The organism is Streptomyces sp. MRC013, from assembly GCF_023614235.1.
Lineage (GTDB): Bacteria > Actinomycetota > Actinomycetes > Streptomycetales > Streptomycetaceae > Streptomyces.
The window spans coordinates 5,019,158-5,043,132 of record NZ_CP094264.1; the positions used below are offsets into that span (position 1 = coordinate 5,019,158).

Below are 23,975 nucleotides of genomic sequence, written 5' to 3' on the forward strand. Positions count from 1 at the left end.
GCCGTGCCGCTCCTGCTGCCGGAGGCGGGCGGCGCGGACGGTCCCGTCGCCGGCGGGTCCGGGGAACCGGGCCGCACCGGGCTCCTCGAACCGCCCGCGGCAGCACCGCGGGTCCGGGGTGGACCCGCGGGTGGATCCCCCGCGGGCACGGCATCCGGCCCGCGGGTCCCCGCCGGAGCGCCTCCGGCCCGCACGACTCCGCGGGCCTCCCGCCACCCGGGCGGCCACCCGGGCGGCGGTGGCCCCGCCGGGGCGGCGCCGCCGACCCGCGCCCGGAGCTTCCCGCGGGCGGGGGCGGGAGGTTCGGGGGCGGGATGCGGGGCAGACGGGCGGTGGTGTGCGCCGGTGGAGGGGGTCGTACGTGGCGGTGACGGGACGGGTGGACGGAAGGCGCGGGGGCGCCGGGTGGCGGGACGTGGTACTCGCCGTGGGACTGGTCGGGGCCGTCGCGGGCGGCCTGGTGCTGCTGGTGCGGACGGCGTGGGGCGGCCCGCACGGGGCCTTCGGCCCGGTGGCGCTGGTCCTCGCCGTCGCGGCCCTCGCCGCGGTGGCACGCCGCGCGGGCACCCGGGGAACGCGACGGGCGGAGCCCCCGGGCGGCGGCGCACCCGGAACCGCCCCACCGCTCGGCATCCCGCCCGGAGCCGGCGGCGCCGCGCCCGTACCCGTGCTGGACGGCGACGCCGTCGACCACGGGCAGGTGGACCCGCAGGGCTTCGAGCACACGGTCGCAGCCCTCTGCGTACGCGACGGCTGCACCCGCACCGAGGTCTCCGGCGGCCCCGGCGACCTCGGCGCCGACGTGGTGGCGACCACCCCGGACGGGCGGAGGCTGGTCGTGCAGTGCAAGCAGTACGCCGCCGACCACCTCGTGGGCTCCCAGGACCTCCAGCGCTTCGGCGGCACCTGCTTCGCCGTCCACGGGGCGGAGATCGCCGTCGTGGTGACGACCAGCGGTTTCACCGCGCCGGCCGCCGAGTACGCCGCCGCACTCGGCATCGTCTGCGTCGACGGCGACGCGCTCGCGGCCTGGACGGACGGCCGCACGCCCCCGCCCTGGGAGCCCGCCCCGCCCGCCGCCCCCTGACCCGGGTGCGGAGGGCTCGCGGGGGGCCGTGCGGGCGGCGGCCGGGCCGGGCGGGCGGCATGGCAGGATCGGGACAATGACGGAACGGATCATCGCCGCGTGTGACGGGGCGTGCAAGGGCAATCCCGGGCCGGCGGCCTGGGCGTGGGTCATCGCCGGCACGGACGGCGGGGTGGCCTCCTGGGAGGCCGGCCCGCTGGGCCGGGCCACCAACAACGTCGCCGAACTGACCGCCCTGCTGCGGCTGCTGGAGGCCACCGACCCGGCGGTCCCGCTGGAGGTGCGCATGGACTCCCAGTACGCGATGAAGGCCGTCACGACCTGGCTGCCGGGCTGGCGCCGCAAGGGCTGGAAGACCGCGTCCGGCTCGCCGGTGGCCAACCGGGACCTGGTCGTGGCCATCGACACCCTGCTGACCGGCCGGGACGTGCGGTTCGTCCACACCCCGGCCCACCGGGTCGACGGCGACCCCCTGAACGCCGCCGCCGACGCGGCCGCCGGCCGGGCGGCCGTCACCCAGCGTCCCGCGGGCTCGGCCGCCGGCTCGGAACCGCCGGCCCCCGACACCCGCGAACGCCCGCGGACCCCCCGCCGGCCCCGCGCCGCGACCGCCTCCCGGGGCACGGTGCGGGCCAAGTTCCCCGGCCGGTGCCGCTGCGGAAACCCGTACGCGAAGGGCGAGACGATCGCGAGGAACGACACCGGCTGGGGCCACCCGGCGTGCGCGACGGCGTCCTGAGACGCCGTGCCCCGGCCGGAGGACGGGCGGGCCCGCACGGCCCCGCGACGGCGGGGACCGCACCGCGGGGCCGCCACGGGAAACCGTTTGCGGGCGGCGCCGACGGGGCCGAAGGTGGCCTGATGCACTCCGAGACCACCTTCACCGTACGCCCGGCCACCACCGGTGACGCGCCGCTGATATGCGCGCTGCTCAACGAGATCGACACCGTCGAGACCGGTCGGCCCGACACCGAGCCGCACGAGGTGGAGACCTCCCTCGCCCACCCCGAGGTGGACCTCCGGCAGGACTCCTGGCTCGCCTTCCAGGGCGGCCGGCTCGTCGCGTACGCCCTCGTGTGGGACGAGTCCGGCGGCGAGCGCGTGGACGCCGACCACTACGTCCTGCCCGGCCACGGGGCCGCCGGGGAGCGCCTGTTCGAGCTGGCCGAGCGGCGGGCGGCCGAGCGGGCGCGGGCCAACGGCGCCTCCCGCGCCGTCGTCCACCTGCACCTCCACGCCACGCCCACCACCGACCTCGGCATGCTGGCCCGGCGCGGCTGGAAGCGGGTGCGGCGGTACCACGTGATGTCCCGGGCCCTGTCCGACGCCGACCGGTCGGTCCCGGAACCGCCCGCCGGCCTGGTGCTGCGCGACTGCGCCGACGAGGCGGACCGGCGGCGCGCCCACGCCCTGATCCAGGAGACCTTCGCCGAGCACTTCGACCACGTGCCGCGCACCTACGGGCAGTGGCTCGACGACGTCGGCGGCGACCGCGTCGACTGGTCGCTCGTGTGGATCGCCTCCTTCGGCACCGACGACGCGGCCGTGCTGTACTCGCGCAACGACCGGCGGAGCACGGCGTGGATCGGCCGTGTCGGGGTCCGCCGGGAGTACCGGGGCCGGGGCGTCGCCGGGCACCTGCTGCGGCACGCCTTCGCGACGTACGCCGTCCTCGGCCGCGACACGATCGGGCTGGGCGTCGACACGCTCAACGGGTCCGGTGCGCCGCGCCTCTACGAGGCGCACGGGATGGGCGTCCGGTACGCCGTGGACACCTGGGAGGCGGTGCTCGCCGCGGCGCCCGCCGGGGTGTGAGGAGCGGTGGCCCGCCCGCGCTCCCGGAAGGAGGCGCGACGACCCCGTCCCACCCGCCCGCGGGAGGGAGCCCCGCGGCGCGGCCCGGCCGGGCGTCCGCGCCGCGGGGCCTTCGGGGCGACCGTGCCCACGGGGTTGCCGACCGGCCGTGCGTGCGGGGTCACCGGGTCGGTGGTGCCGCGGGGCCGTCGGGGTGCCGTGCCCACGGGGTTGCCGACCGGTCGTGTGCGCGGGGTCACCGGGTCGGCCGTGCCACGGAGCCGTCCGGCCGGTCGTGCCGTCCGGAGGCCCGGCAGGTCCGAGGTCGCCGGGGCCGTGCGCGTGGGCCCTCCCCGTGCCGTACCGTCGCGCCGCGCCGTTGTACCGCTGCGGCCTGCGCCTCCCGCGGACCGGCCGGGAACGGGGTACTCCGCCCGGTCCTCCGCGGAGGACCGGGGAGGGAGCCGCGTCAGAACGCCCCGACGGCCCGCGTCAGCTCCGCGACCGCCGCCGCCACGGGCGCCGCCGGTTCGGCGAACTGCGCCAGCCGGTTCAACGCCCGCCGCACCACGCCCGGTTCGGGTCCGCCCTCGTCCAGTTCCTCCCGCAGCCGGCGCAGCTCCACCCGCGGCGCCTCCTGGTCCGGCAGCGCCGCCCGGTGCTCCTCCAACAGGCGCTCCACCAGCCGGATCAGCTCGTCGACCCGGACGCGCTGCTCCGTGCCGGGGGCGTGGACGGTGATGTCGCCCGCCACGGCCCGCGCGTTCTGCCCGACGGCCTGGTTGACGACGCTGCTGTGCCCGCCGTACTGCTGCACGCCGTGGTTGCCGGCCGGGGACGGCTCGTGGGGAGGCCGTCGGGTCTGCTCGGACATGTTCGTTCCCCTCCTATCGTCCGGACGCGCCGCCGGACGGCCTTCCGCCGCCGGCGGTGGCCGTCGCGGTCGCTGTGGTCGCCCGGGCGCCCGTGCCGACCGCCTGGTTCCCGACGACGCTCACGCCACCCGTCTGCAGGACGCCGTGGTTGAGGATCGTCTGCGACTGCGTGCGGAAGTCGGCCGTGTCCACGCCGTGCTCCTCCAGGAAGCCGCGGACCGCGGCCAGGGCGTGCCGGTCGAGCGCGTCCAACGTGTGCCGCGCGTCCACCGGCTGGAAGTGATGGAAGTACTCGGGCCCCTGGACGGCCTCGCGGACGCTCAGCCGGGCGCCCCGGTCGAACGCGGAGTCCTCGCGGGCGGCCCGCATCTCACTGCGCAGCCGGCGCGGCCTGCGGTACTCGGCGAGGACGTCCCCCAGGCACGCCCACGGAGCCCGCCACAGGGCGCCGCCCGTACGGCGCAGCGCTCCGGGCAGCAGGGTGCGGCGGCCCGGCGCGGCGAGGGACACCGGGGGCAGCAGGTCGACCGCGTGCAGGGCGCGTCGCACCGGGCCCAGCACGTACCGCTCGCACCGCAGGTGCAGCGTCCCGTCCGCCACCGCGACGTGCAGCAGGTGGCTGGGCACCACCTCACCGCCCCACAGCGGCACATGGCTGGCCAGATAGTGCCGGGCCACCCCGTCCGGGCGCAGCGCGATCCGCCGCACGGCCTCCTCCGGCAGGCGGGTGACGGGCGGGCGCAGCGGGTCGGGCAGGAGCCGGTCGTCGCCGGCCAGTTCCCTGCCGCTGACGAACACCCGGTCCTCCACGGTCAGTTCGGCCCCGCCCCGGGCCCCGGGCCCCGTGGGCGCGGGGAGCCCCCGGCCGCCTGCGCCAGCCGGTGGCGCAGCCGGGCGATGACGTCCCAGGCGTCGAAGTCCGTGACGGCCCGCTCCGACTCGGCGGGCAGCAGCGGCACGGACAGCGTCCATTCCGACTCCCGCCTGCCGTAGCCGACGAACGGCGAGAAACCGCTGTGGCAGCGGACGTTGCCCCGCTGGGCGTCGGCCACCGCCGCGATCCTGGCGGCCGCCCAGGGCTCCACCGCACCCGGCCGGGGCAGCCCGTCCGGGGCGAAGGCACCGCGCCGCAACGCACCCCGCATCCGCGCGTCGACGTCCACCTCCTCGTCGAGCACCGTCCGCACCGCCAGCCCGACGCCCACCGCCACGGCCAGCAGCGGCGGCACGCCGTACCAGTAGCCGCCGGTCAGCCAGCGGACGACGCCCGGCAGCGGCACGGCCGACAGCACCGCTCCCGCCGCCGCGCCCGTCACGAGCAGACCGGCGCCCGCGGCCGCCAGGCGCCACGCGGAGGGGCGCGGCAGGTGCCTGCCCCGCACGGCCGGGTATGCGACGGGGGCCGTGGACACGGCGGCCAGGAGGGACAGCGCCAGCCGGGCGAACAACAGCCACGCCGGGCCGAACAGGGCGATCACGACGTACGCCACCGTCAGCCGCCGGTCCCGCTCGCGGCGCAGCCGGCGGGCCGTCAGGCTGTGCCGCGCCACGGGGACCAGGTCGACGCCGGGCGACACGGCGACCGCCCCGAGCCGGTCCCCGAGCACCCCGTCGACCACGCTCCGGGCGAACGCCGGATCGGTGTAGGCGGCGGCGCACAGGTAGCGTGTGGCGTCCCCCGGCTCGCGGCCGGTCGCGACCGGTGCGGCCACGTCCCCGGCGGCCGGTGCGTCGTCGGCGACGGCGGTGCCGCCCCCACGGGTGCGGGCCGCCCGGCGTCCGGGGCTCGGGGCCGTGCCCGCCCCGGCGTGGACGACGGCGGTCAGAAGGCCCAGCAGGGTGCCGAAGACGAGGCCGTCGACGGCGAACAGGGCGAACGCGTCCCCGGTGTCCCGGCCGAACACGAGGACGGCCGCCGGATCGGTGAAGACCACGACCGCCCACGACACGACCGCGCCGACCAGGGACACGAGCACGCCGGTCCCGACGGCTGCGGCGGTGCGGACCCCGCGCGCGGCGGGCGCCCGGCCCACCAGCCGGGGCACGAGCAGCACGACCCCGGCCAGCAGTACGAGGAAGGCGGTGTTGCCCCGCAGGTCGAAGACGCGCGTGGAGGGGTCGGATCCCGGCGAGGGCTCCCAGCCCTGGGCGAACAGCGCCCGGTACACCATCGCCATGCCGCCGTCGCCCCGGCCCGCCCAGGCGTCGAGCAGGGCGTCGCGCGCCCAGGGACTTCCCGCCGCCACCAGGCACGCGCACAGTAACGCGACCCTCGATCCGCCCGTCCGTCCCATGGGACCCCCCGCAGAAGTCGTGGATCCGTACTCTAGGAAGCCCGGAACGGCGTGTCAGCAGAACGGACGACACCGATCGCACGGAAGTGCCCGCCACCGCCCCCGCCGGGGCGGTTCAGCCGCCCGCCGCCCCACCCGGACGCAACTCCGGGTGCCGTTCGGCGAGCCGGTCCGGGGCCGCCTGCCGCCAGGAGTCGACCAGGATGTCCCGCAGCTCGTCCATGCCCTCCAGGGCGGCGAGCCGCACCCGCACCCACGCCGAACCGGCCTCGTGCGGCGGGACCCAGAACTTCTCCGGCTCGGCCGCGATGAGCTCGGTGCGCTCATGCCGGGGACAGCGCACGGCGAACGACGTCCGGTCGTCGGGGACCGTCACGTACATCTTCCCCGCCACGCGGAACGTGGGCATGCTCCACGCCTCCTTCTCCACCGTCTCGGGGAGGGAGAGGGCGATGCGGCGGACGTCCTCGTCGTCGATCATGCCCGCCACGGTAGACGGCACCACTGACATCGACGCCGGCCGGCCCCCCGGCCCCCGGGTGGCCGCGGCCCCGCCGCTGACCGGCGTCCCGCGGGGTGCCCCGTGCCGCCCCGTCCGGCCGCCGGGACCCGCTCGGCGCCCGCGGCGCCCCTGGCCGGGCGCCCCTCCGCACCGGTACGGTCTGGCCCACCCGATCAGGGGCCCGCCGCGCCGGCGCGGGCCCGGCCGACAGGGAGGTGGTGCGGTGAGCCGGGTACCACGGGAGGGCGGCGGGTCCGCCGCGGAGGTCTTCGACGAGGTGGGCGCGCGCTACGAGGAGGTCTTCGCCGACGTGCCGGGCCAACTGGCCGCGCTGGACTGGCTCGTCGGCCTCCTGCCGCCCGGGGCGCGCGTGCTGGACGTGGGCAGCGGCACCGGACGCCCCGCGGCCGAGCGGCTGGTGCGGGCCGGGTGCGACGTCACCGGGATCGACGTGTCGGCCGAGATGGTGCGGGTCGCGCGGGAGCGGGTGCCCGGCGCCCGTTTCGAACAGGCCGACGTGCGGACCTTCGAGGCGCCCGGGGACGGGTACGACGCGGTGTGCGCCTTCTTCCCGCTGCTGGTCATGGATCAGCCCGAGGTGGCGCGGTCCCTGGCGCGGACGGCGTCCTGGGTGGCGCCGGGCGGGGCGCTCGCACTGGCCACGGTGCCCGGTGACATCCGCGGTCTGGACATCGTGTGGATGGGCCACCGGGTCACGGTCAGCAGCCTGTCCGTGGAGGACCACCTGCGGCTGCTGGCGGACGCGGGGCTCGACGTCGTCCACCACCACACGGCGGTGTACCGCCCGCACGGGCCGGACGCGGAACCGGAGGAACACCTGTACGTCCACGCCCGGCGCCCGGCCTGACGGACGGGCCCCGCCCCGCCGTCCGGAGGACCGGGTGGCGGGGCGGGGGGCGCGGGCGGGCGGGTGGCCGACGGTCGTGGACCGGTCAGACCGCCGGGGCCGGGTAGGTCGGGTACTCCACGCCGGAGACGTGCTGGACGACGCGGATGACCTGGCAGGAGTAGCCGAACTCGTTGTCGTACCAGAGGTAGAGGATGGCGCTGTCGCCGTCGACCTTGGTGGCGCCGGCGTCGACGATCGACGCGTGGCGCGAGCCGATGAAGTCGCTCGACACCGCGTCGGGGGCGGTGATGAAGTCGATCTGGCGCTTCAGCGGCGAGGTCAGCGACACGTTGCGGAGGTAGTCGAGGACCTCCTCGCGGGTGGCCTCGCGGCCGAGGCGCAGGGAGAGGATCGCGATCGAGACGTCCGGGACGGGGACGCGGATCGAACTGCCGGTGATGGGCGCCTTGAGGTCCGGCAGCGCCTTCGCGACGGCGGAGGCGGCGCCGGTCTCGGTGATGACCATGTTGAGCGGCGCGGAGCGGCCGCGGCGGTCGGCCTTGTGGTAGTTGTCCAGCAGGTTCTGGTCGTTGGTGAACGAGTGGACGGTCTCCACGTGGCCGCGCAGGACGCCGTACTCGTCCGCCATCGCCTTCAGCGGCGGGACGATCGCGTTGGTGGTGCACGACGCGCAGGACAGGATCTTCTCGTCCGGCTTGATGGTGTCGTGGTTCACACCGTGGACGATGTTCGGGACGTCGCCCTTGCCCGGCGCGGTCAGGACGACCTTGGCGACGCCCGGGCGCAGGTGCTTGGACAGGCCCTCGCGGTCGCGCCACTTGCCGGTGTTGTCGATGAGGATGGCGTCCTTGATGCCGTACGCCGTGTAGTCGACCTCCGACGGGTCGCCGGCGTAGATCACCTTGATCTCGTTGCCGTTGGCGACGATCGTGCTGTTCGCCTCGTCGACGGTGATCGTGCCCTGGAACTGGCCGTGGATGGAGTCCCGGCGCAGCAGCGAGGCGCGCTTGACGATGTCCATGTCACCGCCGCGGCGGACCACGATGGCCCGCAGCCGCAGTCCGTTGCCCGAGCCGGTCTTCTCGATGAGCAGGCGGGCGACGAGGCGGCCTATGCGGCCGAAGCCGTACAGGACGACGTCGCGGGGCTCGCGGCGCTCGACCTTGTCGGCACCGGTCGCGCCCGCGACGGCCTCGGCGGTGAACTCCTCGATCGACAGGCCGCGGCTGTCGGCCCTGTACGTCGCGGCGAGCATGCCGATGTCGATCTGCGAGGGGCCCAGGTCGAGCGTGGTGAGGGCCTGCAGGAACGGGAGCGTCTCGGTGACCGACAGCTCCTCGCCGGCGATCTGCCGGGCGAATCGGTGGGTCTTGAGGATGCTGACCACCGACTTGTTCACCAAGGAGCGGCTGTGCAGCAGGACGGTGACGTCCCGTTCCCGATACAGCTTCCCGATCATCGGGATCATCGACTCCGCGATCTCCTCGCGGTTCTTCCAGTTAGTGAACGAGTCGTCTTTGACAGTCACAGGCTTATCTTTCGAGCTAGGCGGTGCTCATATGCTAACCACATGCCGGTTTGATCATTCAATCGGCTGGTTGGAGGAGTCCTCGGAGGAGGCGAAAAGGGCCGGAAGTCGTCCTCGGCCCCGCGCGCCCGGCCGCACGGAGCCCCCCACCCTGAATGCGTACATCACATGCGTGTTTGCTAGCGTCGCGGGACGTGAGGCTGACGAAGTTCACCGACCTGGCGCTGCGCGCCGTCATGTGGCTCGCCGTCTTCGAGGGGGACGGAGCGCCGACCACCCGCGAGGTGGCCGAAGCGGTGGGCGTGCCCGCCGCCCACATGGCGAAGGCGGTCACCCGGCTCAGGCGCCTGGGCGTGCTGGAGGGCCCGCCGGGGGCGCGGCGGCGGCCTGGCGCTGACCGCCCTCGGGCGGGGAGCGTCGATCGGCTGGCTGGTCAGGGAGTTGGAGGGGGACCGGGAAGTCGTCGCCTGTGAAGGCGGGGAGCCCTGCCCGCTCCGCGCCGCGTGTCGGCTGCGCTCCGCGCTGCGCGAGGCGCGGGAGGCCTTCTACGCCGCGCTCGGCCCGCTGACCGCGGCCGATCTGGTGTCCCCGCCCACCGGGCCGGTCCTCGTCGGCCTCGTCGGCCGCCGCCCCGCGTGACCCGCTCCGGCGCTCTTCCCGCGGAACCCGGGCAGGCCCCTCGCCCTCTCCCTGGATGCGAAGATCCTTTACCTGTTCGAGGAGTCACCCATGCTGTCCGAGCAGTCCGCCCCGGTCGTCCGCGCCACCCTGCCCGCAGTCGGTGCCGCCATCGGCGAGATCGCCGAACTGTTCTACAAGAAGCTGTTCGCCGACCGGCCCGAGCTGCTGCGGGACCTGTTCAACCGCGGCAACCAGGCCAACGGCGAGCAGCGGAAGGCACTCGCCGGTTCCATCGCCGCCTTCGCCGGCCTGCTCCTCGAACGCCCCGGTGACCGCCCCGACGCGATGCTCGCCCGCATCGCCCACAAGCACGCCTCGCTCGGCGTCACCCCCGAGCAGTACCACCTCGTCCACCGGCACCTCTTCTCCGCCATCGCCGACGTCCTCGGCGACGCCGTCACCGAGGAGGTGGCCGCCGCCTGGGACGAGGTCTACTGGCTGATGGCCAACGCGCTCATCGCCCTGGAGACCGGGCTCCACCGGGAGGCCGGCGCCCCCGACGGCCGGACCTGGCGGCCGATGGAGGTCGTCGGCCGGTCCGAGGAGACCGCCGACGCGGCGTCCTTCACCCTGCGCCCCGCCGACGGCGCCCCCGCCGGCCCCTTCCGCCCGGGCCAGTACGTCAGCGTCCGCGTCGAACTCCCCGACGGCGCCCGCCAGATACGCCAGTACAGCCTCTCCCGGGCCCCCGGCGCCGCCGACTGGCGGATCACCGTCAAGCGGGTCCGCGGCGGCGCCGGACCCGAAGGGGAGGTCTCCTCGCGGCTGCACGGGCACGTCCGCCCCGGTGACGTCCTCGACGTCTCCGCGGCGTTCGGCGACCTCGTACTGCCGGAGGGCGACGGGCCGCTGCTGCTCGTGTCCGCCGGCATCGGCTGCACGCCGATGCTGTCCCTGCTCCACCACCTCGCCGCCGAGCGGGCCGCCCGCCCGGTGATCGCGGTCCACGCCGACCGCACGCCCGCCGACCACGTCCACCGGGAGGAGCACCGCCGCCTCGTCCGGGAGTTGCCCGACGGTCGGATGCACCTGTGGTACGAGGAGCCGGGCGACGACGCGGAGGCGTCCCGCGGCCTGGTCGACGTGGACGCGCTCGACCTGCCGGAGGGCCTCACCGCCTACCTGTGCGGCTCGCTGCCGTTCATGCGCGCCGTGCGCGGCGGGCTCCTGCGCCGCGGCGTGCCCGCCCGGGCCGTCCACTACGAGGTGTTCGGCCCCGACCTGTGGCTCGGCCGGGACTGAACCGCCCCGCCCCGGGTGCCCGGCCCGGCGGTCCGCCCCGCGGCGGGCCGCCGGAGCGGACGGTTCAGGCGCGGCCCGCCGTGCCGTCCTCGACCGGGTCGAGCGTCTCCTCGCACGGCGGCACGGCCGCCGCCTCCGGCGCGGCGCGGCGCCGGCGCGCGCCCAGCCTGGCGGCGAGCGGCTCGGTGTAGCGGGCCGTCAGCGGGCCCAGGACGACCAGGATCAGCACGTACGCGGTGGCCAGCGGCCCGAGCGACGGCTCGATCCCGGCCGTGACGGCCAGTCCCGCGATGACGATGGAGAACTCCCCGCGCGCCACCAGCGTCCCGCCGGCCCGCCAGCGGCCCCTGACGGAGACGCCGGCGCGCTTCGCCGCCCAGTACCCGGTCGCGATCTTCGTGCCGGCGGTCACCACGGCCAGCGCGAGGGCCGGCAGGAGGACCGGCGGGATGCTCGCGGGGTCGGTGTGCAGGCCGAAGAAGACGAAGAACACCGCGGCGAACAGGTCCCGCAGCGGGCTCAGTAGGTGGTGCGCGCCCTCCGCGGCCTCGCCGGACAGAGCGATGCCGACCAGGAACGCGCCGACCGCGGCGGAGACCTGGAGCTGCTGGGCGATCCCCGCCACCAGCAGCGTCAGGCCGAGGACGACCAGCAGCAGCTTCTCGGGGTCGTCGCTGGAGACGAAGCGGGAGATCAGCCGCCCGAAGCGCAGCGCGAGGAACAGGACCAGGCCGGCGACGCCGAGCGCTATGGCGAGCGTGACGCTCCCCGCGGCCAGCCCGACACCGGCCAGCAGGGCGGTGACGATCGGCAGGTAGACGGCCATCGCCAGGTCCTCCAGGACCAGGATGCTCAGCACGACCGGGGTCTCCCGGTTGCCGAGCCGGCCCAGGTCGCCGAGGACCTTCGCGATGACGCCCGACGAGGAGATCCAGGTGACGCCGGCCAGGACGACCGCGGCGACCGGGCCCCAGCCCAGCAGCAGGGCCATGGCGGCGCCCGGCAGGGCGTTCAGCGCCGCGTCCACCAGGCCGGCCGGGTACTGGGTCCTGAGGTTGGTGACGAGGTCGGTGGCCGTGTACTCCAGACCCAGCATCAGCAGCAGGAGGATGACGCCGATCTCGGCGCCGATCGCCACGAACTCCTCGCTCGCGCCCAGCGGCAGCAGGCCGCCCGTGCCGAACGCCAGCCCGGCGAGCAGGTAGAGCGGGATGGGGGAGAACTTCAGCCGCCCGGCGAGGCGCCCCAGCAGGCCGAGGCCCAGGATGATCGCGCCGAACTCGATCAGGAAGACAGCGGACGAGTGCACGTATCACTCCCTTCCGAGTATCGCGGCGGCGGCGTCGACGCCTTCGCGGGTGCCGATGACGATGAGGGTGTCCCCGCCGGCGAGCCGGAACTCCGGCCCCGGCGAGGGGATGGCGTCGGCCCTGCGCAGTACGGCGACGATCGACGCGCCCGTCTCGGTCCGCACCCGCGTGTCCCCGAGGTGCCGTCCGCCCCAGTACGACGTCGAGGGCAGTTCGATGCGCTCGGCCACCAGGCCGAGGTCGGTCGTCGACAGGAGGCTGGGGCTGTGGTGCGAGGGCATCAGGGCGTCGATCAGCGCCTCCGACTCGGGAGCCGTCAGCCTCACGGACAGGGCGCATTCGTCGGGATCGTCCCGGCGGTAGGCGTTCAGCACGCGTGTCCCGTCGCGTTGGGCGACCACCGACAGGCGCCGGTCCTCGCGGGTCGTGAGGTCGTAGCGGACCCCGATGCCGGGCAGTGGCGTACTGCTCATCCGTGGAGCGTGCACGAGGAGTCTCTCCCTGGGCGTGGCTGGGCCGGGTCTGGAGGCGGGCGGACGACTTGACGATTACTTTACCCGGGCAACCAGCAGGGGCGGCCCCTCCCGGGAGCGGGACCCCGGCGTACCGGTCCCGCCGCGCCGGCCGGGGCGCGCGGCCCGCACGTTCCCGGCCGGTCCCGCGACGGCCCTCCCGCCCGCCGCGGGGATCCGGCGGTTACGATCCGAGGGGTCACGGCCCCGGGCGCCCCGGCGCACGGCCCGATCGGAAGGTAGGGAACATGGGAACGCTCAGCGTGTGGCACCTCGCCATCGTGGTCGGAGTGGTCGTCCTCCTCTTCGGCAGCAAGAAGCTGCCCGAGGCGGCGCGCTCCCTCGGCAAGTCCGCCCGGATCCTCAAGAGCGAGGCCGCCGCGATGAAGGCCGAGAACGACAAGGCGGAGGAGACGCCCCCGCCCTCCCGCCCGGCCCCCTGAAACCCGCGCCCCGGTCCGCCGCCGGACCAGGGGGCTCCTCGCGACCGTCGCGGGCCGGGCGCCGCGCCGACCCGCGCCCGTCCGTACGGGTCCGCCGACGGGGCGGGGCCGGTCGTCCGTACGGGTCCGCCGACGGGGCGGGGCCGGTCGTCCGTACGGGCCCGCCGACGGGGCGGGGCCGGACGGCGCCCCGTACCGGAGGACGCCGTCCGGCCCCGCCCCGACCGGTCTCAGGCCAGGGTGCGGCGGACGCACTCGGCCACCACGGCCCGCAGGTTGCCCGTGCGGTGGAAGAGCCGCCGCTGGACGCGGGCGCCGTTGCCGTCCTCCAGGAGGCCGGAGAGGGCCGTCTGGGCGGACAGGGTGTCGCCGTTCTCCTCCAGCGCGTCCCGCACGTGGTCGAAGAGGGCGCGCACCACCGCCTCCGCCGGGGCGGGGCGCATCGTCTCCGGGTGCACCAGCTCGCCCTCCAGGCCCGACCGGGCCGCCCGCCAGCCCGCCAGCCGCAGCAGGGCCACGCCGTGCCGCGGCGGCGGCATCCCGTCGCGCCACTCCCGCGCGGCCGTGTCCACCAGGCCCCGGACCAGCGTGGCCAGCAGGACCGTCGTCGACGGGTCCAGGCACACGTCCGCGACGCGGACCTCGACGGTCGGATACGCCTTCGACAGGCGGGCGTCGAAGTACACCATGCCCTCGTCCAGCAGCGCTCCGCTGGCGATCATGTCGGCGACCTGCTCGTGGTACCGGTCCGCCGACCCGAACACCTCGACGGGCCCGGCCGAGGGCCAGCGCCCCCACACCCGGTTGCGGTAACTGCTGTACCCGCTGTCCTCGCCCTGCCAGAACGGCGAGTTCGCGCTGAGCGCCAGCAGGACGGGCAGCCACGGGCGGATCCGGTCCAGGACGCCCACGCCCTCCTCGTCGGACTCCACCGACACGTGGACGTGGCAGCCGCACGTCAACTGCTCCAGCGCGGTGAGGCCGAAGTGCTCCTTCAGCCACTGGTGGCGCTTGTCGGAGCCGAGGGCGGGGCTCGCACCCAGCGGCGACGTGGCCAGGGCCGCGACGGACGCGTCGACGCCCTCGGCGTGCCGTGCCGCCTCCGCCCTCCAACGGCGGACCTCCTCCTCCAGCTCCCGCATGTCCGTCCGCGGGCTGGTCGCGAACTCCAGCTGCTGGCGCTGGAGTTCGCTCTCGAAGACCTCCTCGTTGCCCAACGGGTCGCGTGAGGCCGCCGCCAGGACCGCCGCGGACAGGGCGCGCGGCTCTCCGTTCTGCCGGTCGACCAGCAGCAGTTCCTCCTCGACACCCACACTTCGCACACGAACCACCTTTCTCAACTCGGGGTGGAACGCCGCGCGAGCCGCCGGGCGGATCGGCGGCGCAGCCACAGGGGGAGTGCGTACCAGCACAGCGCGAACCAGAGCATCACCGCGCCCACCAGCAGGTCGGCGAGGAGCCCGGGCACCACGACGTGGAGGATGAGCAGCAGGGTGCAGCCGATCGTCAGGGCGAGCAGCACCATGCCGCACATCATCAGCCGGTGCGCGATGTCGGCCATCTCGTCCTTCATCCGCTGCCCCGACAGGAACCGGTGCAGCGACACCGGCGCTATGAGGGAGGCGGTCGCGGACGCGCCCAGCACCACCGTGACCACGTAGATCACCCGGTCGGCCACGGCGAGTTCCCGGAAGACGGGGGTGAACGCGACGCTCAGCAGGAAGCCGAAGAGGATCTGGACGCCGGTCTGCGCCACCCGGGTCTCCTGCAGGATCTCGTTCCACCTGCGGTTGACCCGGTCGCGCGCGGCCTCCGGCGGATCGGGCTCCAGGGCGTGCGCCGAGGCCGTCCCCGCCGTCGAGGGCGGGAGGACCAGGGCGGTCGGCGGGGCGGTCCCGGCGGGGCGGGCGCCGGGGGTTCCGGCGCCCTCCGCGCAGGAAGGGCACGCGCCTCTCGGGGGGCGGCCTCCTGCGGGCCACCCGGCCGGCTGCTCCGTCATGGCCATGGGACGTCCTCCGTGCTCGGGGCCGTCCGTGTGCCCGTTCCCCACCGAACCATGCCGACCGGCCGAACGGGTTGCGAATCTCCCCGGACGGGGTTAGTCGGGCCGGATGGCGGGGGACCCGTGTTGCGTCAGATACCCGCCCGCCGGCCACGGGGCCGGCGGGCCCGGGCACGAGGACGGAACGCGGAGAAGGGATCGTCACACCATGACGACGGCACGAGAGATCATGACCGAGGGCGCCGAGTGCATCGGCGAGGACGAGACCGTACTCGAGGCCGCGAAGAAGATGACGGAACTCGGCGTGGGAGCCCTGCCCATCTGCGGGACCGACAACAAGCTCAAGGGCATGCTCACGGACCGCGACATCGTCGTGAAGGTCCTCGGCCGGGGCAAGGACCCGGCCGAGTGCAAGGCCGGCGAACTGGCCCAGGGCGAGGCGGTCACCATCGGCGCCGACGACGGCGCCGACGAGATCCTGCGCACCATGACCGAGCACAAGGTGCGCCGGCTCCCGGTCATCGACGGTCGCGACCTCGTCGGCATGGTCGCCCAGGCCGACGTCGCCCGGGCGCTCCCCGACCCGAAGGTGGGCGACCTGGTGCAGGCGCTGTCCACCGACTGACGCCCCGTCGGCACTCCGCAGGCCAGGGCCCCGGCCGCCCGCTCACGCGGCCGGGGCCCTTCCCCGCCCGCACGGGGCGGGGACCACGACGCCCCGGGAGGGGAGGCACAGGCCCATGGGCGACATCATGACCGGCACGTGCTCGTGGACCGACCCGGCCCTGGTCTCCAGCGGCTGGTACCCGCCCGGGAGGCGGGACGCGGAGGGCCGGCTGCGGTACTACGCCGACCGGTTCCCGCTGGTGGAGGTGGACTCCACGTACTACGGCCTGCCCAGCGTCCGCAACAGCCGGCTCTGGGCGGAGCGCACCCCCGACGGCTTCCGCTTCGACGTGAAGGCGTTCTCCCTGCTCACCGGCCATCCCACCCGCTCCGCCGCCGTCCCCGCCGACCTGCGGCCCGCGCTCGCGCGGCACGGCGGCGCACGCGGCGCCGGCGCCGACCCCGGTCTCCTCGACGAGGTGTGGCGACGCTTCGGCGCGGCGCTCGAACCGCTGCGCGGGGCGGGCCGCATGGGGGCGGTGCTGTTCCAGTTCCCCCCGTGGGCGGCCCCCGGCGCGGGCGCCCGCAGGTTCCTGGAGGAGTGCCGGGAACGGACGGCCGGATGGCGGGTGGCGGTCGAGTTCCGCCACCCCGGCTGGTGGGGGGAGGCCGAACGGGCGCGTACGGCGGCGCTCCTGGGCGGCCTGGACCTGGCCGCCGTCGCCGTCGACACGGCCCGCGGCCTGGCGGGCTCGCTGACGCCCGACGTACCGGTCACCGCCCCCGCCCTCTCCGTCGTGCGGTTCCACGGCCGCAGCCCGGCCTGGGGGACGGGGACGAAGGAGGACCGGTTCCGCCACGACTACACGACGGCCGAACTGCGGGAGTGGGTGCCCCGCGTGCGTGCGCTCGCCGACCGTGCGGCCGAGGTGCACGTCCTGTTCAACAACTGCTGCGGGGACGCCGCCGTGCGGGCCGCCGGGACCATGCGCGCCCTCCTCGACGGCGAGGGCGCGGGGGAACCGGCCCGTACCGGCGCACATGGCGGCGGGCCGGCGGGGCAGACGTGTCCTCACACGATCGGCCCGGACCGGCGTGACACGCCGTCCGCATCCGGAACCGGCACACAGGAGGTGTCATGTCGCAACTGATCAGGCGCATCAAGAGGTTCAGCCGTACTCCGCAGGGCCGCAGGCTCGTCCGCACGGTCCGGCGCGCCGCCACGGGCCCCCGGCGGCGCACCCGCGCCCGCGGCCTCCTCGGCAGGCTGCGCCGCCACTGACGGCACGGTCCGGCGCACCCGCGGCGGCCCCCGGCGGGCAACCCCCGCCGGGGGCCGCCGTGTGACGGGACCGCGGCCCGCCCGCCTGACAAATGTCACGGCCGCCGGTGCGCGACCTCCTCCCGGGGAGGGAGGTCCGGGCCGGTGCGGCGCCGTGAGGATGGGACGCGGAGGCACGACCCGTGCCCCGTACCGATCCCGCAGGAGTATCCATGGACCCGTCGTCCCGTCCCGCCCGCCGCGGTCTGCGCCTCGCCGCCGCCACCTCCGGCGCCGTCCTGCTGTCACTGGCCGCCGGCACGCTGCCCGTCCGGGCCGCGCCCGCGGCACCTCCGGCGGCCGTCGCCGAGCGCCACGCCCGCGGACTCGACCGGGAGGCGCTGCGTGCCTCCCTCGAAGCGGTCCACCGGGCCGGCATGTACGGCACGTACTCCGCCGTCCGCGACGGCTCGTCACACTGGCGCGGCGCCGCCGGGTACGCCGACGTCGGGACCGGGCGCCCCGTGCGGCCCGGCTTCCAGCACCGCGTCGGCAGCATCACCAAGACCTTCACCTCCGTCGCCGTCCTGCAGCAGGTCCACGAGGGCCGCGTCGACCTCGACGCGCCCATCGGCCGCTACCTGCCCGACCTGGTCCCCGGCGAACGGGGCCGCCTCATCACGGTCCGGATGCTCCTCAACCACACCAGCGGCCTCGGCGACCACATAGCCGCCGCGTTCCCCGGCATCGAGCAGGACCCGGGCGGGGCCCTCGACGCCGGCCGCTTCCGCCGCTTCCAGCCGGAGGAGCTCGTCCGCTTCGGCCTCGCCGCCCCCTCGCGCGTACCGCGCGGCACGTACGGCTACTCCAACACCAACTACGTCATCATCGGGCTGCTGCTCCGCGAGGTCACCGGCGAGGAGCCGGAGGAGTACATCACCCGCAACGTCATCCGCAGGGCCGGACTGCGCCACACGTACTTCCCCCGCACGCCGTACCTGACCGGGCCGCACTCCGGGATGTACGAGTCGATGTACGGCATGATCGACCCGGCCCGCGACTACAGCGTCTACGACATGTCCTGGGGCGGCCTGGCGGGCTCCCTGGTCTCCACCGTGGACGACCTCAACTCCTTCTACCGGCGGCTCCTCACCGGCCGGATCCTCGGCCCCGCCGAGCTGCGCGCCATGAAGACCACCGTCCCCACGTACGAGGCGCCGCCCGGCCAGGAGGCCGTCATGCGCTACGGCCTGGGGATCTACGCCTTGACGCTGTCCGACGGGCGCTGGTACTGGGGGCACGACGGCGCGGTGCTCGGCGCCGGCACGCTGGCGCTGTCCACCGAGGACGGGCGCCGCCAGGTCGCCGTCGGCCTCAACCTGATGAAGTACCAGCGCCTCGACGCCGACGGCCGCCCGCGGCCGCACGCCATCGACGAGGCCGTCTTCCGCCACGTCGAGGGCGCCCTCCTGGACACCCCGCCCCCGGCGGCGTCCGGCCGCACGGCGGCGCCGGCGCCCAGGGCGCTGCCCACGGCGGCCGACCCCCGGCCGTCCACCGCGCCGGGCACGCCGCGGCGGTGAGGCCGGCGGGGCCCGCGGCGCCCGCGGGGCGGCCACCCGCCGGCGGGCGTCCGGCGTCCCCGCGGGGCGGGCCGGTGCCCGTGGCGCCGGCCGTACCGCCGTTCCGGGCGGGCCCGCCCGGAGCGGCGCCGCCGCGCACCTCCGGCCGTCCGGTGGTCGACTGGGAGGGGGCGAGGAAAGGAGCCGGCGGTGTACGTCCTTCGCATCGAGTACACGGCCTGCGACCGCGCCGCCTGGAAGCGGGCGTTCGACGGCGACCCGCTGGGCCGCGGGGCCGCCGGGGTCCGGCGCTACCGTGTGATGAGACCGGTCGCGGACCCCGGCGGGGTCCTGGTCGACCTCGACTTCGACGACCTGGCGCGGGCCGAGGAGGTCCTGGCGCGGCTGCGGGAGTTGCGGGCCCGGGCGGCGGCGGCCGGCCCGGAGGCGGAGATCGCGGAGGTCGTCGAGACCGGCCGGCACTGACCGCGTCCGGCCCTGCCGGCGCCGCGGACTACGCCAGCAGCCGGTCCGACACCAGCCGCGCCACCTCCTCGCGGTCGCGGCCCGGGTGCTCCGCCGCGATGAGGTGGCTGCCGAGCCACACCGAGAAGGCGATCATGCTCCGCGCCTCCGCCTCCTCGGCGTCCGGGCAGAACTCCGAGAACAGTGCGCGCAGGTAGTCCATGCGCCGCGTGTCCACCCGCCGCAGCCGCTCCGCCACCGTCTCGTCGCGCCGGGCCCAGTCGCGGACGGCGAGGTCGGTGCGGACACCGGTCGTCAGTTCCGGGATGACGTCGGTCAGCCGCCGCAGCCGGTCCCGCGCGTCCCCGCCCCCGCCCTCGACCCGCTCGACCACCTCGACGGTGACCTCCTCCTCCCAGGCGTCGAGCATCTCGTGGAGCAGGGTGTCCCGATCTCCGAAGTACCAGTAGAAGCCGCCCTTGCTGACCCCCAGGGCCTGCGCGAGCGCCTCCACCCGAACGGCCTGCGGGCCGCCCTCGGCAAGGGCCCGGAGTCCTTCTTCGATCCACCTGCCACGGGGTGTGCGGGCCACGGCCACGGAACCGCCTCCTTTCGTCCGCCCCTTCTATACGCAGGCGTACGGAAGGGGGTAGCATCATCCGTACACCAGCGTATGGAACAGGGGTTCCGACATGAGGCTGACGCCCGAAGCCCACACTTCCCGCCCCTGGCGGATCCACGAGATCACCCGCGACTTCACGCTGCAGGACGTGTGGGCGCTCCCGACCCCCGGCGGCCCGGACGACTTCCCGCGCCTGCTGGAGGCGGTCCGGTCCGACGGCTTCCCGGACGAATCGTCGCCGTCGGTCCGCTTCCTCTGGGCGGTCAGGCGGAAGCTCGGCGCCCTGCTCGGCTGGGACGGGGAGCGGGGCGCCGCCGGCGCGCGGTTCCCGTCGCTGGTGGAGCGCCTCCCCGCCGACCTGCGGAGCCGCCCCGTCGAACCACCGCCCCAGGAACCCTTCTCGGCCCTGTACATGACGGACGACGAGTGGGCGGCCGAACTGGCCAACCGCACGGTCCACGCCGTCATGCACCTGGGCTGGGTGCCCGACGGCTCCGGTGGCCACCGCGGACAGATGGCCGTCCTGGTGAAGCCGAACGGGGCGTTCGGCACCGCCTACATGGCCGCCATCGCGCCCTTCCGCCACCTGCTCGTCTACCCGCAGCTGATGCGCTCGTGGGAGCGGCGCTGGAAGGGACTCGCCGCCTCCGGGCGATGACGGCGGACCGGTACGGAGGCCGGCGACCGGTGCGACGGGGAGAACGCGGACGCCGCCCGACGCCACCCCGTACCGCGGCCGCCCCGCCGGGGCCGGTTCCCGGCCCCGGCGCGGACGGGGCCCCCGCACGCGGGAGCGGGACCGCCCCGACCGGCTCGCCGGGCCGCTGCGAGCACGCGCGCCCCGGGGTGGACCGCCCGGTGGGTTCCGGCGAGTGCGCCCGACCGGGCGCCGCACGGCGGGAGGATCCGCGGCACCCGGCCCCCTCCGGCCGGCCGCACGGCTCGGCCCGTCGGCCGGGGCCCGTACCCGCTCCGCTCACGGGCGGCGATGCCGGCGGCCGGGGCGCGCGGCGCGGGCACACCGGCGTCCGGTGGCGCGGGAAGGTCAGGAGCGGCGGCGCGGTCGGCCGCGCCGGGCCCCTGCGCGGCACCGGAGCCGCGCCGCGGGGTCTTCCCCGACTGCCCTCCGCCGCCGCTCCGCCGCCGCGCGCCGCCCGCTTTCGCCCCGCCGGCGGCGCGTCCGGTCCCCGATCCCTCCGCGTCGGCGGCGGGGCGGCGCCCGCGCGTGCTGTTCACCGTCCGCCCGCGGACGATCCCGATGAAGTCCTCCACCCGGTCGGTCGTCCGCTCCTCCGGCCACGACAACGCCACCCGCGACTGCGGGACACCCGTGACCGGCCGGTACGTGAGGTCCCTGCGGTGGTGTAGCCGGGCCAGCGACTGCGGGACGACCAGCAGCCCCACACCCGCCGCGACCAGTTCCACGGCGTCCGCCGTCGTCGCGGGCCGCTCGAACGCGGGCCGTCCCGGCGGGTGCTCCCAGTCGAGGACGTCGTCGAGCGGGTGGAACACGATCTCGTCGGCGAGGTCCTCGGCGGACACCTCCTCGACGGCGCTGACGACGTGGTCCCCGGGCACTACGACCACCGTCGTCTCGGTGTACAGCGGGATGGCGCTCAGGTCCGCCCGGTCGACCGGGAGCCGGACGAGACCGGCGTCCGCCCCGCCGCGGCGCAGCACGTCCGGCGCCTCGGCGGCGGGCACCGCGAGGAGGTCCAGCGGCACCTCCGGCAGCCGCTCCCGCCAGATCCGCACCCACTTCGCGGGCGTCACACCCGGGACGTACGCGAGCCTGAACGGGGAGGGTGCTTCCGAGCCTGTCACCGGGCCAGGCTACCGGCCGTGGTCGGGAGCCGCGCACACGCTCGATATCCTGGAGTCATGACGTCGCACCGCACCACCCAGACGATGAAGCCCGCGACCGCGGCGAAGAAGCTGGGTGTCTACCTCGAGGCCACCCCCGCAGAGTTCCAGGAGGGTGCCGTCTCGCGCGACGAGCTGAACGCCCTGCAGGCCGACCCGCCCCAGTGGCTGAGGGAGCTGCGGCGCAACGGCCCGCACCCCCGGCCCGTGGTCGCGGCCCGGCTCGGCGTCTCCATTTCGGGCCTCGCCCGCGGAGGGGTCACCGAGGCCCTCACCACCGGCCAGATCGAGGCCCTGAGGACCGAGAACCCCGAGTGGCTGCGGAGGGAGCGGGCCACGCAGGCGGAGGTCCGCAAGGATGCCGAGCGGATCAGGGAGAAGCGCGCCGGGCGGAGTGCCGCCCCGCGGAGCTGACGACCGCGCCCCGCATCCCCGGCCCGTCGCCGCAGGGGCGGCGGGGCCCCGGCCCGGCCGCCCCGAAGGGGGAGGCCGGGCCGATCCGTACGCCGGCCGCCACCGGCGGGAGGCCCGGCGGGGGGCCCGGCGGGGGCTTCGGCCGGCCCGGCCGCAGGCCTACCGGGCCGTCCGGCCCCCGGGCCGCCGTCTCGGCCGCCGCCCCGGCCGCCCCGACCTGCTGGCGCGGGGCCTCCGGGCTGCCCCGCGGGTGGCCGCCGGCCCCCGGAAGCGGACCGCCCCCGGGGGCGGTCCGGCAGTGTCCTGCCTCTCTCCCCGCCGGACGCACCGCGGCGCACGACGCGACGCGAGGTACCTGCCGCGTGGCGCCCCGCCCTCGGGAGGACCGCGCCGAGCGGCCCGCCCCGCGGACCGGAGGCGCGGTCGGGGCCCGGTTCCCGCCGGCCCGGGCGCCGTCTCCGCGACGGCTCCTTGAATCTCCCCCGGGGAGCTCCTAGCGTGCGGTGCTGCACGAAGCGGGAGCGAGGAGGACCCATGACGGCGTTCGTACTGGTGGGAGAGGTCTTCACCGGCGGGTGGATCTGGGACGAGGTGGCGGATCTGCTGCGGGGGGCGGGCGCGGAGGTGCACACGGCGACGCTTCCGGCGGATTCCGGCACCGACCTGGACGCGCACGTCCGGCACGTGGCGGGGCTCGTCGACGGGGCCGCCGCGGCGGAGGTCGTGCTCGTCGGGCACGGCTACGGCATCCACCCCGTGCTCGGCGCCGCCGACCTGCGCCCCGCGCGGACCGCCCGGATCGTCCACCTCGACGCGGGCATGCCCCGGAACGGGGACCCGGCGCTGAGGCTGGTCCCCGACGAGGCGGTGCGCGAGCGGCTGCTGCGGCCGGACGCCGGGGACGAGCCGGTGGAGCCGCCCGCCACGCCCGGCGCGTGGAACCGCTGGGGCAGCACCGAAGGCGTGTCCGCCGGCGCCCTGGAGCGGCTCACCCGGCTCGCAGTGCCGCAGCCGCCGCGCACCCTGACCGCGCCTCTCCGGCTGGCCGGCGCGGCCGCGGAGGTGCCGGCGACCGGGGTGCTCTGCAGTGCCAACGGGCCGGGGATCGACACGGTCCAGGGGCTCGCGGACCTGGGGGACCCCCGCCTCCGGGAGCTCGCCGCCCGCCGCGTGACGTTCTTCGAGCTCGCCACCGGGCACTGGCCGATGCTGTCGGCGCCCCGGGAGCTCGCGGCCGCCCTGCTCGACGCCGCCGCGGGCGGCGGCCGCCGGCTGACCCCCGCCGGGACCGAACCGCCGCCGCACCTGCGGCCGTTCCTGCTGGACGTACCCGAGCGGCACCGCGAACGGCACGGCCGCGTCGACCTGTACCTCCCCGACGGCGCCGACCCGGAGCGCCCCCTGCCCGCCGTGCTGTTCGTGCACGGCGGGCCCGTGCCCCCGGAGCGCGCCCGACCCCGCGCGACTGGCCCGCGTTCACCGGCTACGGCGGGTACGTCGCGGGCCGGGGCGCCGTCGGCGCCATCCTCGACCACCGGCTGCACGACCTCGCCGACTACCCCCGGGCCGCCGAGGACGTGGCCGAGGCCGTCGCCCTGGTACGGGCGGACCCGCGCGTCGACGCCGACCGGATCGCGCTGTGGTTCTTCTCCGCGGGAGGACTGCTGTCCGCGCCGTGGCTCGCCTCACCGCCGCCGTGGCTGCGCTGCGTGGCCGCGACCTACCCGGTGCTCGTGCCGATGCCCGGCTGGGGGATGACCGGGTCGTCCTTCCGGCCCGCCGACGCGGTCCGCACGGCCGGCCGGCTGCCGCTGGTGGTGACCCGCGTGGAGCGGGAGCGGCCCGACGTCGCGGCGACCGTCGAGGAGTTCCTCGCCGCCGCGGCCGGCTCGGAGGCGGCCGTCGAGGTGGTGGAGGTGCCCGGCGCGCACCACGGCTTCGAGACCGTCGACCGCACGGACGCGGCCCGCGGGGCCGTGGAACGGGCCGTCCGCGCGGTCCTCGGCCACCTGCGGAGCACGTGAGGCGCGGGGGCACGCCG

General features: G+C 76.2%; 24 protein-coding genes and 2 pseudogenes. 15 read left to right on the forward strand and 11 right to left on the reverse strand.

Features of this window, described 5'->3' with window-relative positions:
• The first annotated feature begins 427 nt into the window (after positions 1-427).
• From LUW75_RS22795 to LUW75_RS22805, 3 genes are all read left to right on the forward strand, one after another.
• Positions 428-1,087, forward strand: a complete 660-nt coding sequence (locus LUW75_RS22795; protein WP_250337277.1) for a restriction endonuclease — start codon at positions 428-430, stop codon at positions 1,085-1,087.
• Between the two features lie 76 nt (positions 1,088-1,163).
• Positions 1,164-1,826 carry a ribonuclease H family protein gene (locus LUW75_RS22800; protein WP_250337278.1) on the forward strand — a complete coding sequence of 221 codons (663 nt, stop codon included), beginning with the start codon at positions 1,164-1,166 and terminating at the stop codon, positions 1,824-1,826.
• 122 nt (positions 1,827-1,948) lie between these two features.
• Positions 1,949-2,902: a GNAT family N-acetyltransferase gene (locus tag LUW75_RS22805; protein ID WP_250337279.1), complete on the forward strand. Its 954-nt coding sequence runs from the start codon at positions 1,949-1,951 to the stop codon at positions 2,900-2,902.
• Positions 2,903-3,350: 448 nt separating this feature from the next.
• Here the strand turns inward: LUW75_RS22805 and LUW75_RS22810 are convergent, their stop codons facing one another.
• The 4 genes from LUW75_RS22810 to LUW75_RS22825 all read right to left on the reverse strand — a co-directional run bounded on the left by LUW75_RS22810 (position 3,351) and on the right by LUW75_RS22825 (position 6,531).
• Positions 3,351-3,755: a DUF5955 family protein gene (locus tag LUW75_RS22810; RefSeq protein ID WP_250337280.1), complete on the reverse strand. Its 405-nt coding sequence runs from the start codon at positions 3,753-3,755 to the stop codon at positions 3,351-3,353.
• Between the two features lie 13 nt (positions 3,756-3,768).
• Positions 3,769-4,554 carry a hypothetical protein gene (locus LUW75_RS22815; protein WP_250337281.1) on the reverse strand — a complete coding sequence of 262 codons (786 nt, stop codon included), beginning with the start codon at positions 4,552-4,554 and terminating at the stop codon, positions 3,769-3,771.
• Between the two features lie 14 nt (positions 4,555-4,568).
• On the reverse strand, positions 4,569-6,002 hold the full coding sequence (locus LUW75_RS22820) for a hypothetical protein (RefSeq protein WP_250337282.1): 1,434 nt from the start codon (positions 6,000-6,002) through the stop codon (positions 4,569-4,571).
• Between the two features lie 163 nt (positions 6,003-6,165).
• Complete coding sequence (locus LUW75_RS22825) at positions 6,166-6,531, reverse strand: MmcQ/YjbR family DNA-binding protein (RefSeq protein WP_250337283.1); 366 nt, start codon at positions 6,529-6,531, stop codon at positions 6,166-6,168.
• A 244-nt stretch (positions 6,532-6,775) separates the two neighbouring features.
• On the opposite strand from LUW75_RS22825, the gene LUW75_RS22830 reads away from it, so the two are divergent.
• A complete protein-coding gene (locus LUW75_RS22830; RefSeq protein ID WP_250337284.1) occupies positions 6,776-7,420 on the forward strand; it encodes a class I SAM-dependent methyltransferase in 645 nt (214 codons plus the stop codon).
• Between the two features lie 85 nt (positions 7,421-7,505).
• On the opposite strand, the gene LUW75_RS22835 is transcribed toward LUW75_RS22830, so the two are convergent.
• Complete coding sequence (locus LUW75_RS22835; protein WP_250337285.1) at positions 7,506-8,951, reverse strand: glyceraldehyde-3-phosphate dehydrogenase; 1,446 nt, start codon at positions 8,949-8,951, stop codon at positions 7,506-7,508.
• Between the two features lie 194 nt (positions 8,952-9,145).
• Here LUW75_RS22835 and LUW75_RS22840 point away from each other — a divergent pair.
• Positions 9,146-9,590, forward strand: a pseudogene (locus LUW75_RS22840) (RrF2 family transcriptional regulator).
• Between the two features lie 90 nt (positions 9,591-9,680).
• Entirely contained in the window at positions 9,681-10,874 is a 1,194-nt protein-coding gene (locus tag LUW75_RS22845; protein WP_250337286.1) for a globin domain-containing protein, read from the forward strand.
• A gap of 64 nt (positions 10,875-10,938) precedes the next feature.
• Here LUW75_RS22845 and LUW75_RS22850 read toward each other — a convergent pair whose 3' ends face one another.
• Both LUW75_RS22850 and LUW75_RS22855 read right to left on the reverse strand, forming a co-directional pair.
• Entirely contained in the window at positions 10,939-12,183 is a 1,245-nt protein-coding gene (locus LUW75_RS22850) for a cation:proton antiporter (RefSeq protein WP_250337287.1), read from the reverse strand.
• A 3-nt stretch (positions 12,184-12,186) separates the two neighbouring features.
• Positions 12,187-12,657, reverse strand: a complete 471-nt coding sequence (locus LUW75_RS22855) for a cation:proton antiporter regulatory subunit (protein ID WP_250337288.1) — start codon at positions 12,655-12,657, stop codon at positions 12,187-12,189.
• A 287-nt stretch (positions 12,658-12,944) separates the two neighbouring features.
• On the opposite strand from LUW75_RS22855, the gene tatA reads away from it, so the two are divergent.
• Positions 12,945-13,139 carry a Sec-independent protein translocase subunit TatA gene (gene tatA / locus LUW75_RS22860; protein ID WP_250337289.1) on the forward strand — a complete coding sequence of 65 codons (195 nt, stop codon included), beginning with the start codon at positions 12,945-12,947 and terminating at the stop codon, positions 13,137-13,139.
• A 230-nt stretch (positions 13,140-13,369) separates the two neighbouring features.
• Here tatA and LUW75_RS22865 read toward each other — a convergent pair whose 3' ends face one another.
• Positions 13,370-14,461, reverse strand: coding sequence for a glutamate--cysteine ligase 2 (locus LUW75_RS22865; RefSeq protein ID WP_250337290.1), 1,092 nt, complete (start codon positions 14,459-14,461; stop codon positions 13,370-13,372).
• Positions 14,462-14,475: 14 nt separating this feature from the next.
• Complete coding sequence (locus LUW75_RS22870; RefSeq protein WP_462933807.1) at positions 14,476-15,138, reverse strand: DUF6328 family protein; 663 nt, start codon at positions 15,136-15,138, stop codon at positions 14,476-14,478.
• A 211-nt stretch (positions 15,139-15,349) separates the two neighbouring features.
• On the opposite strand from LUW75_RS22870, the gene LUW75_RS22875 reads away from it, so the two are divergent.
• From LUW75_RS22875 to LUW75_RS22895, 5 genes are all read left to right on the forward strand, one after another.
• A complete protein-coding gene (locus tag LUW75_RS22875) occupies positions 15,350-15,766 on the forward strand; it encodes a CBS domain-containing protein (protein WP_250337292.1) in 417 nt (138 codons plus the stop codon).
• A 115-nt stretch (positions 15,767-15,881) separates the two neighbouring features.
• Complete coding sequence (locus LUW75_RS22880) at positions 15,882-16,898, forward strand: DUF72 domain-containing protein (RefSeq protein WP_250337293.1); 1,017 nt, start codon at positions 15,882-15,884, stop codon at positions 16,896-16,898.
• On the forward strand, positions 16,886-17,029 hold the full coding sequence (locus LUW75_RS22885) for a hypothetical protein (protein WP_250337294.1): 144 nt from the start codon (positions 16,886-16,888) through the stop codon (positions 17,027-17,029). Before LUW75_RS22880 ends, LUW75_RS22885 begins: the two co-directional genes overlap by 13 nt.
• A 212-nt stretch (positions 17,030-17,241) precedes the next feature.
• On the forward strand, positions 17,242-18,591 hold the full coding sequence (locus LUW75_RS22890; protein WP_250337295.1) for a serine hydrolase domain-containing protein: 1,350 nt from the start codon (positions 17,242-17,244) through the stop codon (positions 18,589-18,591).
• Between the two features lie 189 nt (positions 18,592-18,780).
• A complete protein-coding gene (locus LUW75_RS22895; protein ID WP_250337296.1) occupies positions 18,781-19,056 on the forward strand; it encodes a hypothetical protein in 276 nt (91 codons plus the stop codon).
• A gap of 28 nt (positions 19,057-19,084) precedes the next feature.
• Here LUW75_RS22895 and LUW75_RS22900 read toward each other — a convergent pair whose 3' ends face one another.
• Positions 19,085-19,633: a TetR/AcrR family transcriptional regulator gene (locus LUW75_RS22900; protein ID WP_250337297.1), complete on the reverse strand. Its 549-nt coding sequence runs from the start codon at positions 19,631-19,633 to the stop codon at positions 19,085-19,087.
• A gap of 94 nt (positions 19,634-19,727) precedes the next feature.
• Here LUW75_RS22900 and LUW75_RS22905 point away from each other — a divergent pair, with 94 nt between their 5' ends.
• Positions 19,728-20,315, forward strand: coding sequence for a DUF2867 domain-containing protein (locus LUW75_RS22905; protein WP_250337298.1), 588 nt, complete (start codon positions 19,728-19,730; stop codon positions 20,313-20,315).
• On the opposite strand, the gene LUW75_RS25055 is transcribed toward LUW75_RS22905, so the two are convergent.
• Positions 20,252-21,481, reverse strand: coding sequence for a LysR family transcriptional regulator substrate-binding protein (locus LUW75_RS25055; protein ID WP_462933775.1), 1,230 nt, complete (start codon positions 21,479-21,481; stop codon positions 20,252-20,254). The two genes, LUW75_RS22905 and LUW75_RS25055, sit on opposite strands and share 64 nt — an antisense overlap.
• A 57-nt stretch (positions 21,482-21,538) precedes the next feature.
• Between LUW75_RS25055 and LUW75_RS22915 the strand changes: the two genes are divergently transcribed.
• Together LUW75_RS22915 and LUW75_RS22920 are read left to right on the forward strand one after the other, a co-directional pair.
• Complete coding sequence (locus tag LUW75_RS22915; protein WP_250337299.1) at positions 21,539-21,934, forward strand: DUF5997 family protein; 396 nt, start codon at positions 21,539-21,541, stop codon at positions 21,932-21,934.
• A 534-nt stretch (positions 21,935-22,468) separates the two neighbouring features.
• A pseudogene (locus LUW75_RS22920) lies at positions 22,469-23,958 on the forward strand (alpha/beta fold hydrolase).
• Positions 23,959-23,975 lie beyond the last annotated feature (17 nt).

Excerpts from the sequence above, each read along its gene's own strand:
- LUW75_RS22825 (WP_250337283.1), bottom strand. The coding sequence starts at position 6,531 with ATGATCGACGACGAGGACGTCCGCCGCATCGCCCTCTCCCTCCCCGAG.
- LUW75_RS22870 (WP_462933807.1), bottom strand. The coding sequence starts at position 15,138 with ATGACGGAGCAGCCGGCCGGGTGGCCCGCAGGAGGCCGCCCCCCGAGA.
- LUW75_RS22875 (WP_250337292.1), top strand. The coding sequence starts at position 15,350 with ATGACGACGGCACGAGAGATCATGACCGAGGGCGCCGAGTGCATCGGC.
- LUW75_RS22890 (WP_250337295.1), top strand. The coding sequence starts at position 17,242 with ATGGACCCGTCGTCCCGTCCCGCCCGCCGCGGTCTGCGCCTCGCCGCC.
- LUW75_RS22915 (WP_250337299.1), top strand. The coding sequence starts at position 21,539 with ATGACGTCGCACCGCACCACCCAGACGATGAAGCCCGCGACCGCGGCG.
- tatA (WP_250337289.1), top strand. The coding sequence starts at position 12,945 with ATGGGAACGCTCAGCGTGTGGCACCTCGCCATCGTGGTCGGAGTGGTC.
- LUW75_RS22800 (WP_250337278.1), top strand. The coding sequence starts at position 1,164 with ATGACGGAACGGATCATCGCCGCGTGTGACGGGGCGTGCAAGGGCAAT.
- LUW75_RS22885 (WP_250337294.1), top strand. The coding sequence starts at position 16,886 with ATGTCGCAACTGATCAGGCGCATCAAGAGGTTCAGCCGTACTCCGCAG.
- LUW75_RS22880 (WP_250337293.1), top strand. The coding sequence starts at position 15,882 with ATGGGCGACATCATGACCGGCACGTGCTCGTGGACCGACCCGGCCCTG.
- LUW75_RS22805 (WP_250337279.1), top strand. The coding sequence starts at position 1,949 with ATGCACTCCGAGACCACCTTCACCGTACGCCCGGCCACCACCGGTGAC.
- LUW75_RS22845 (WP_250337286.1), top strand. The coding sequence starts at position 9,681 with ATGCTGTCCGAGCAGTCCGCCCCGGTCGTCCGCGCCACCCTGCCCGCA.
- LUW75_RS22810 (WP_250337280.1), bottom strand. The coding sequence starts at position 3,755 with ATGTCCGAGCAGACCCGACGGCCTCCCCACGAGCCGTCCCCGGCCGGC.
- LUW75_RS22905 (WP_250337298.1), top strand. The coding sequence starts at position 19,728 with ATGAGGCTGACGCCCGAAGCCCACACTTCCCGCCCCTGGCGGATCCAC.
- LUW75_RS22855 (WP_250337288.1), bottom strand. The coding sequence starts at position 12,657 with ATGAGCAGTACGCCACTGCCCGGCATCGGGGTCCGCTACGACCTCACG.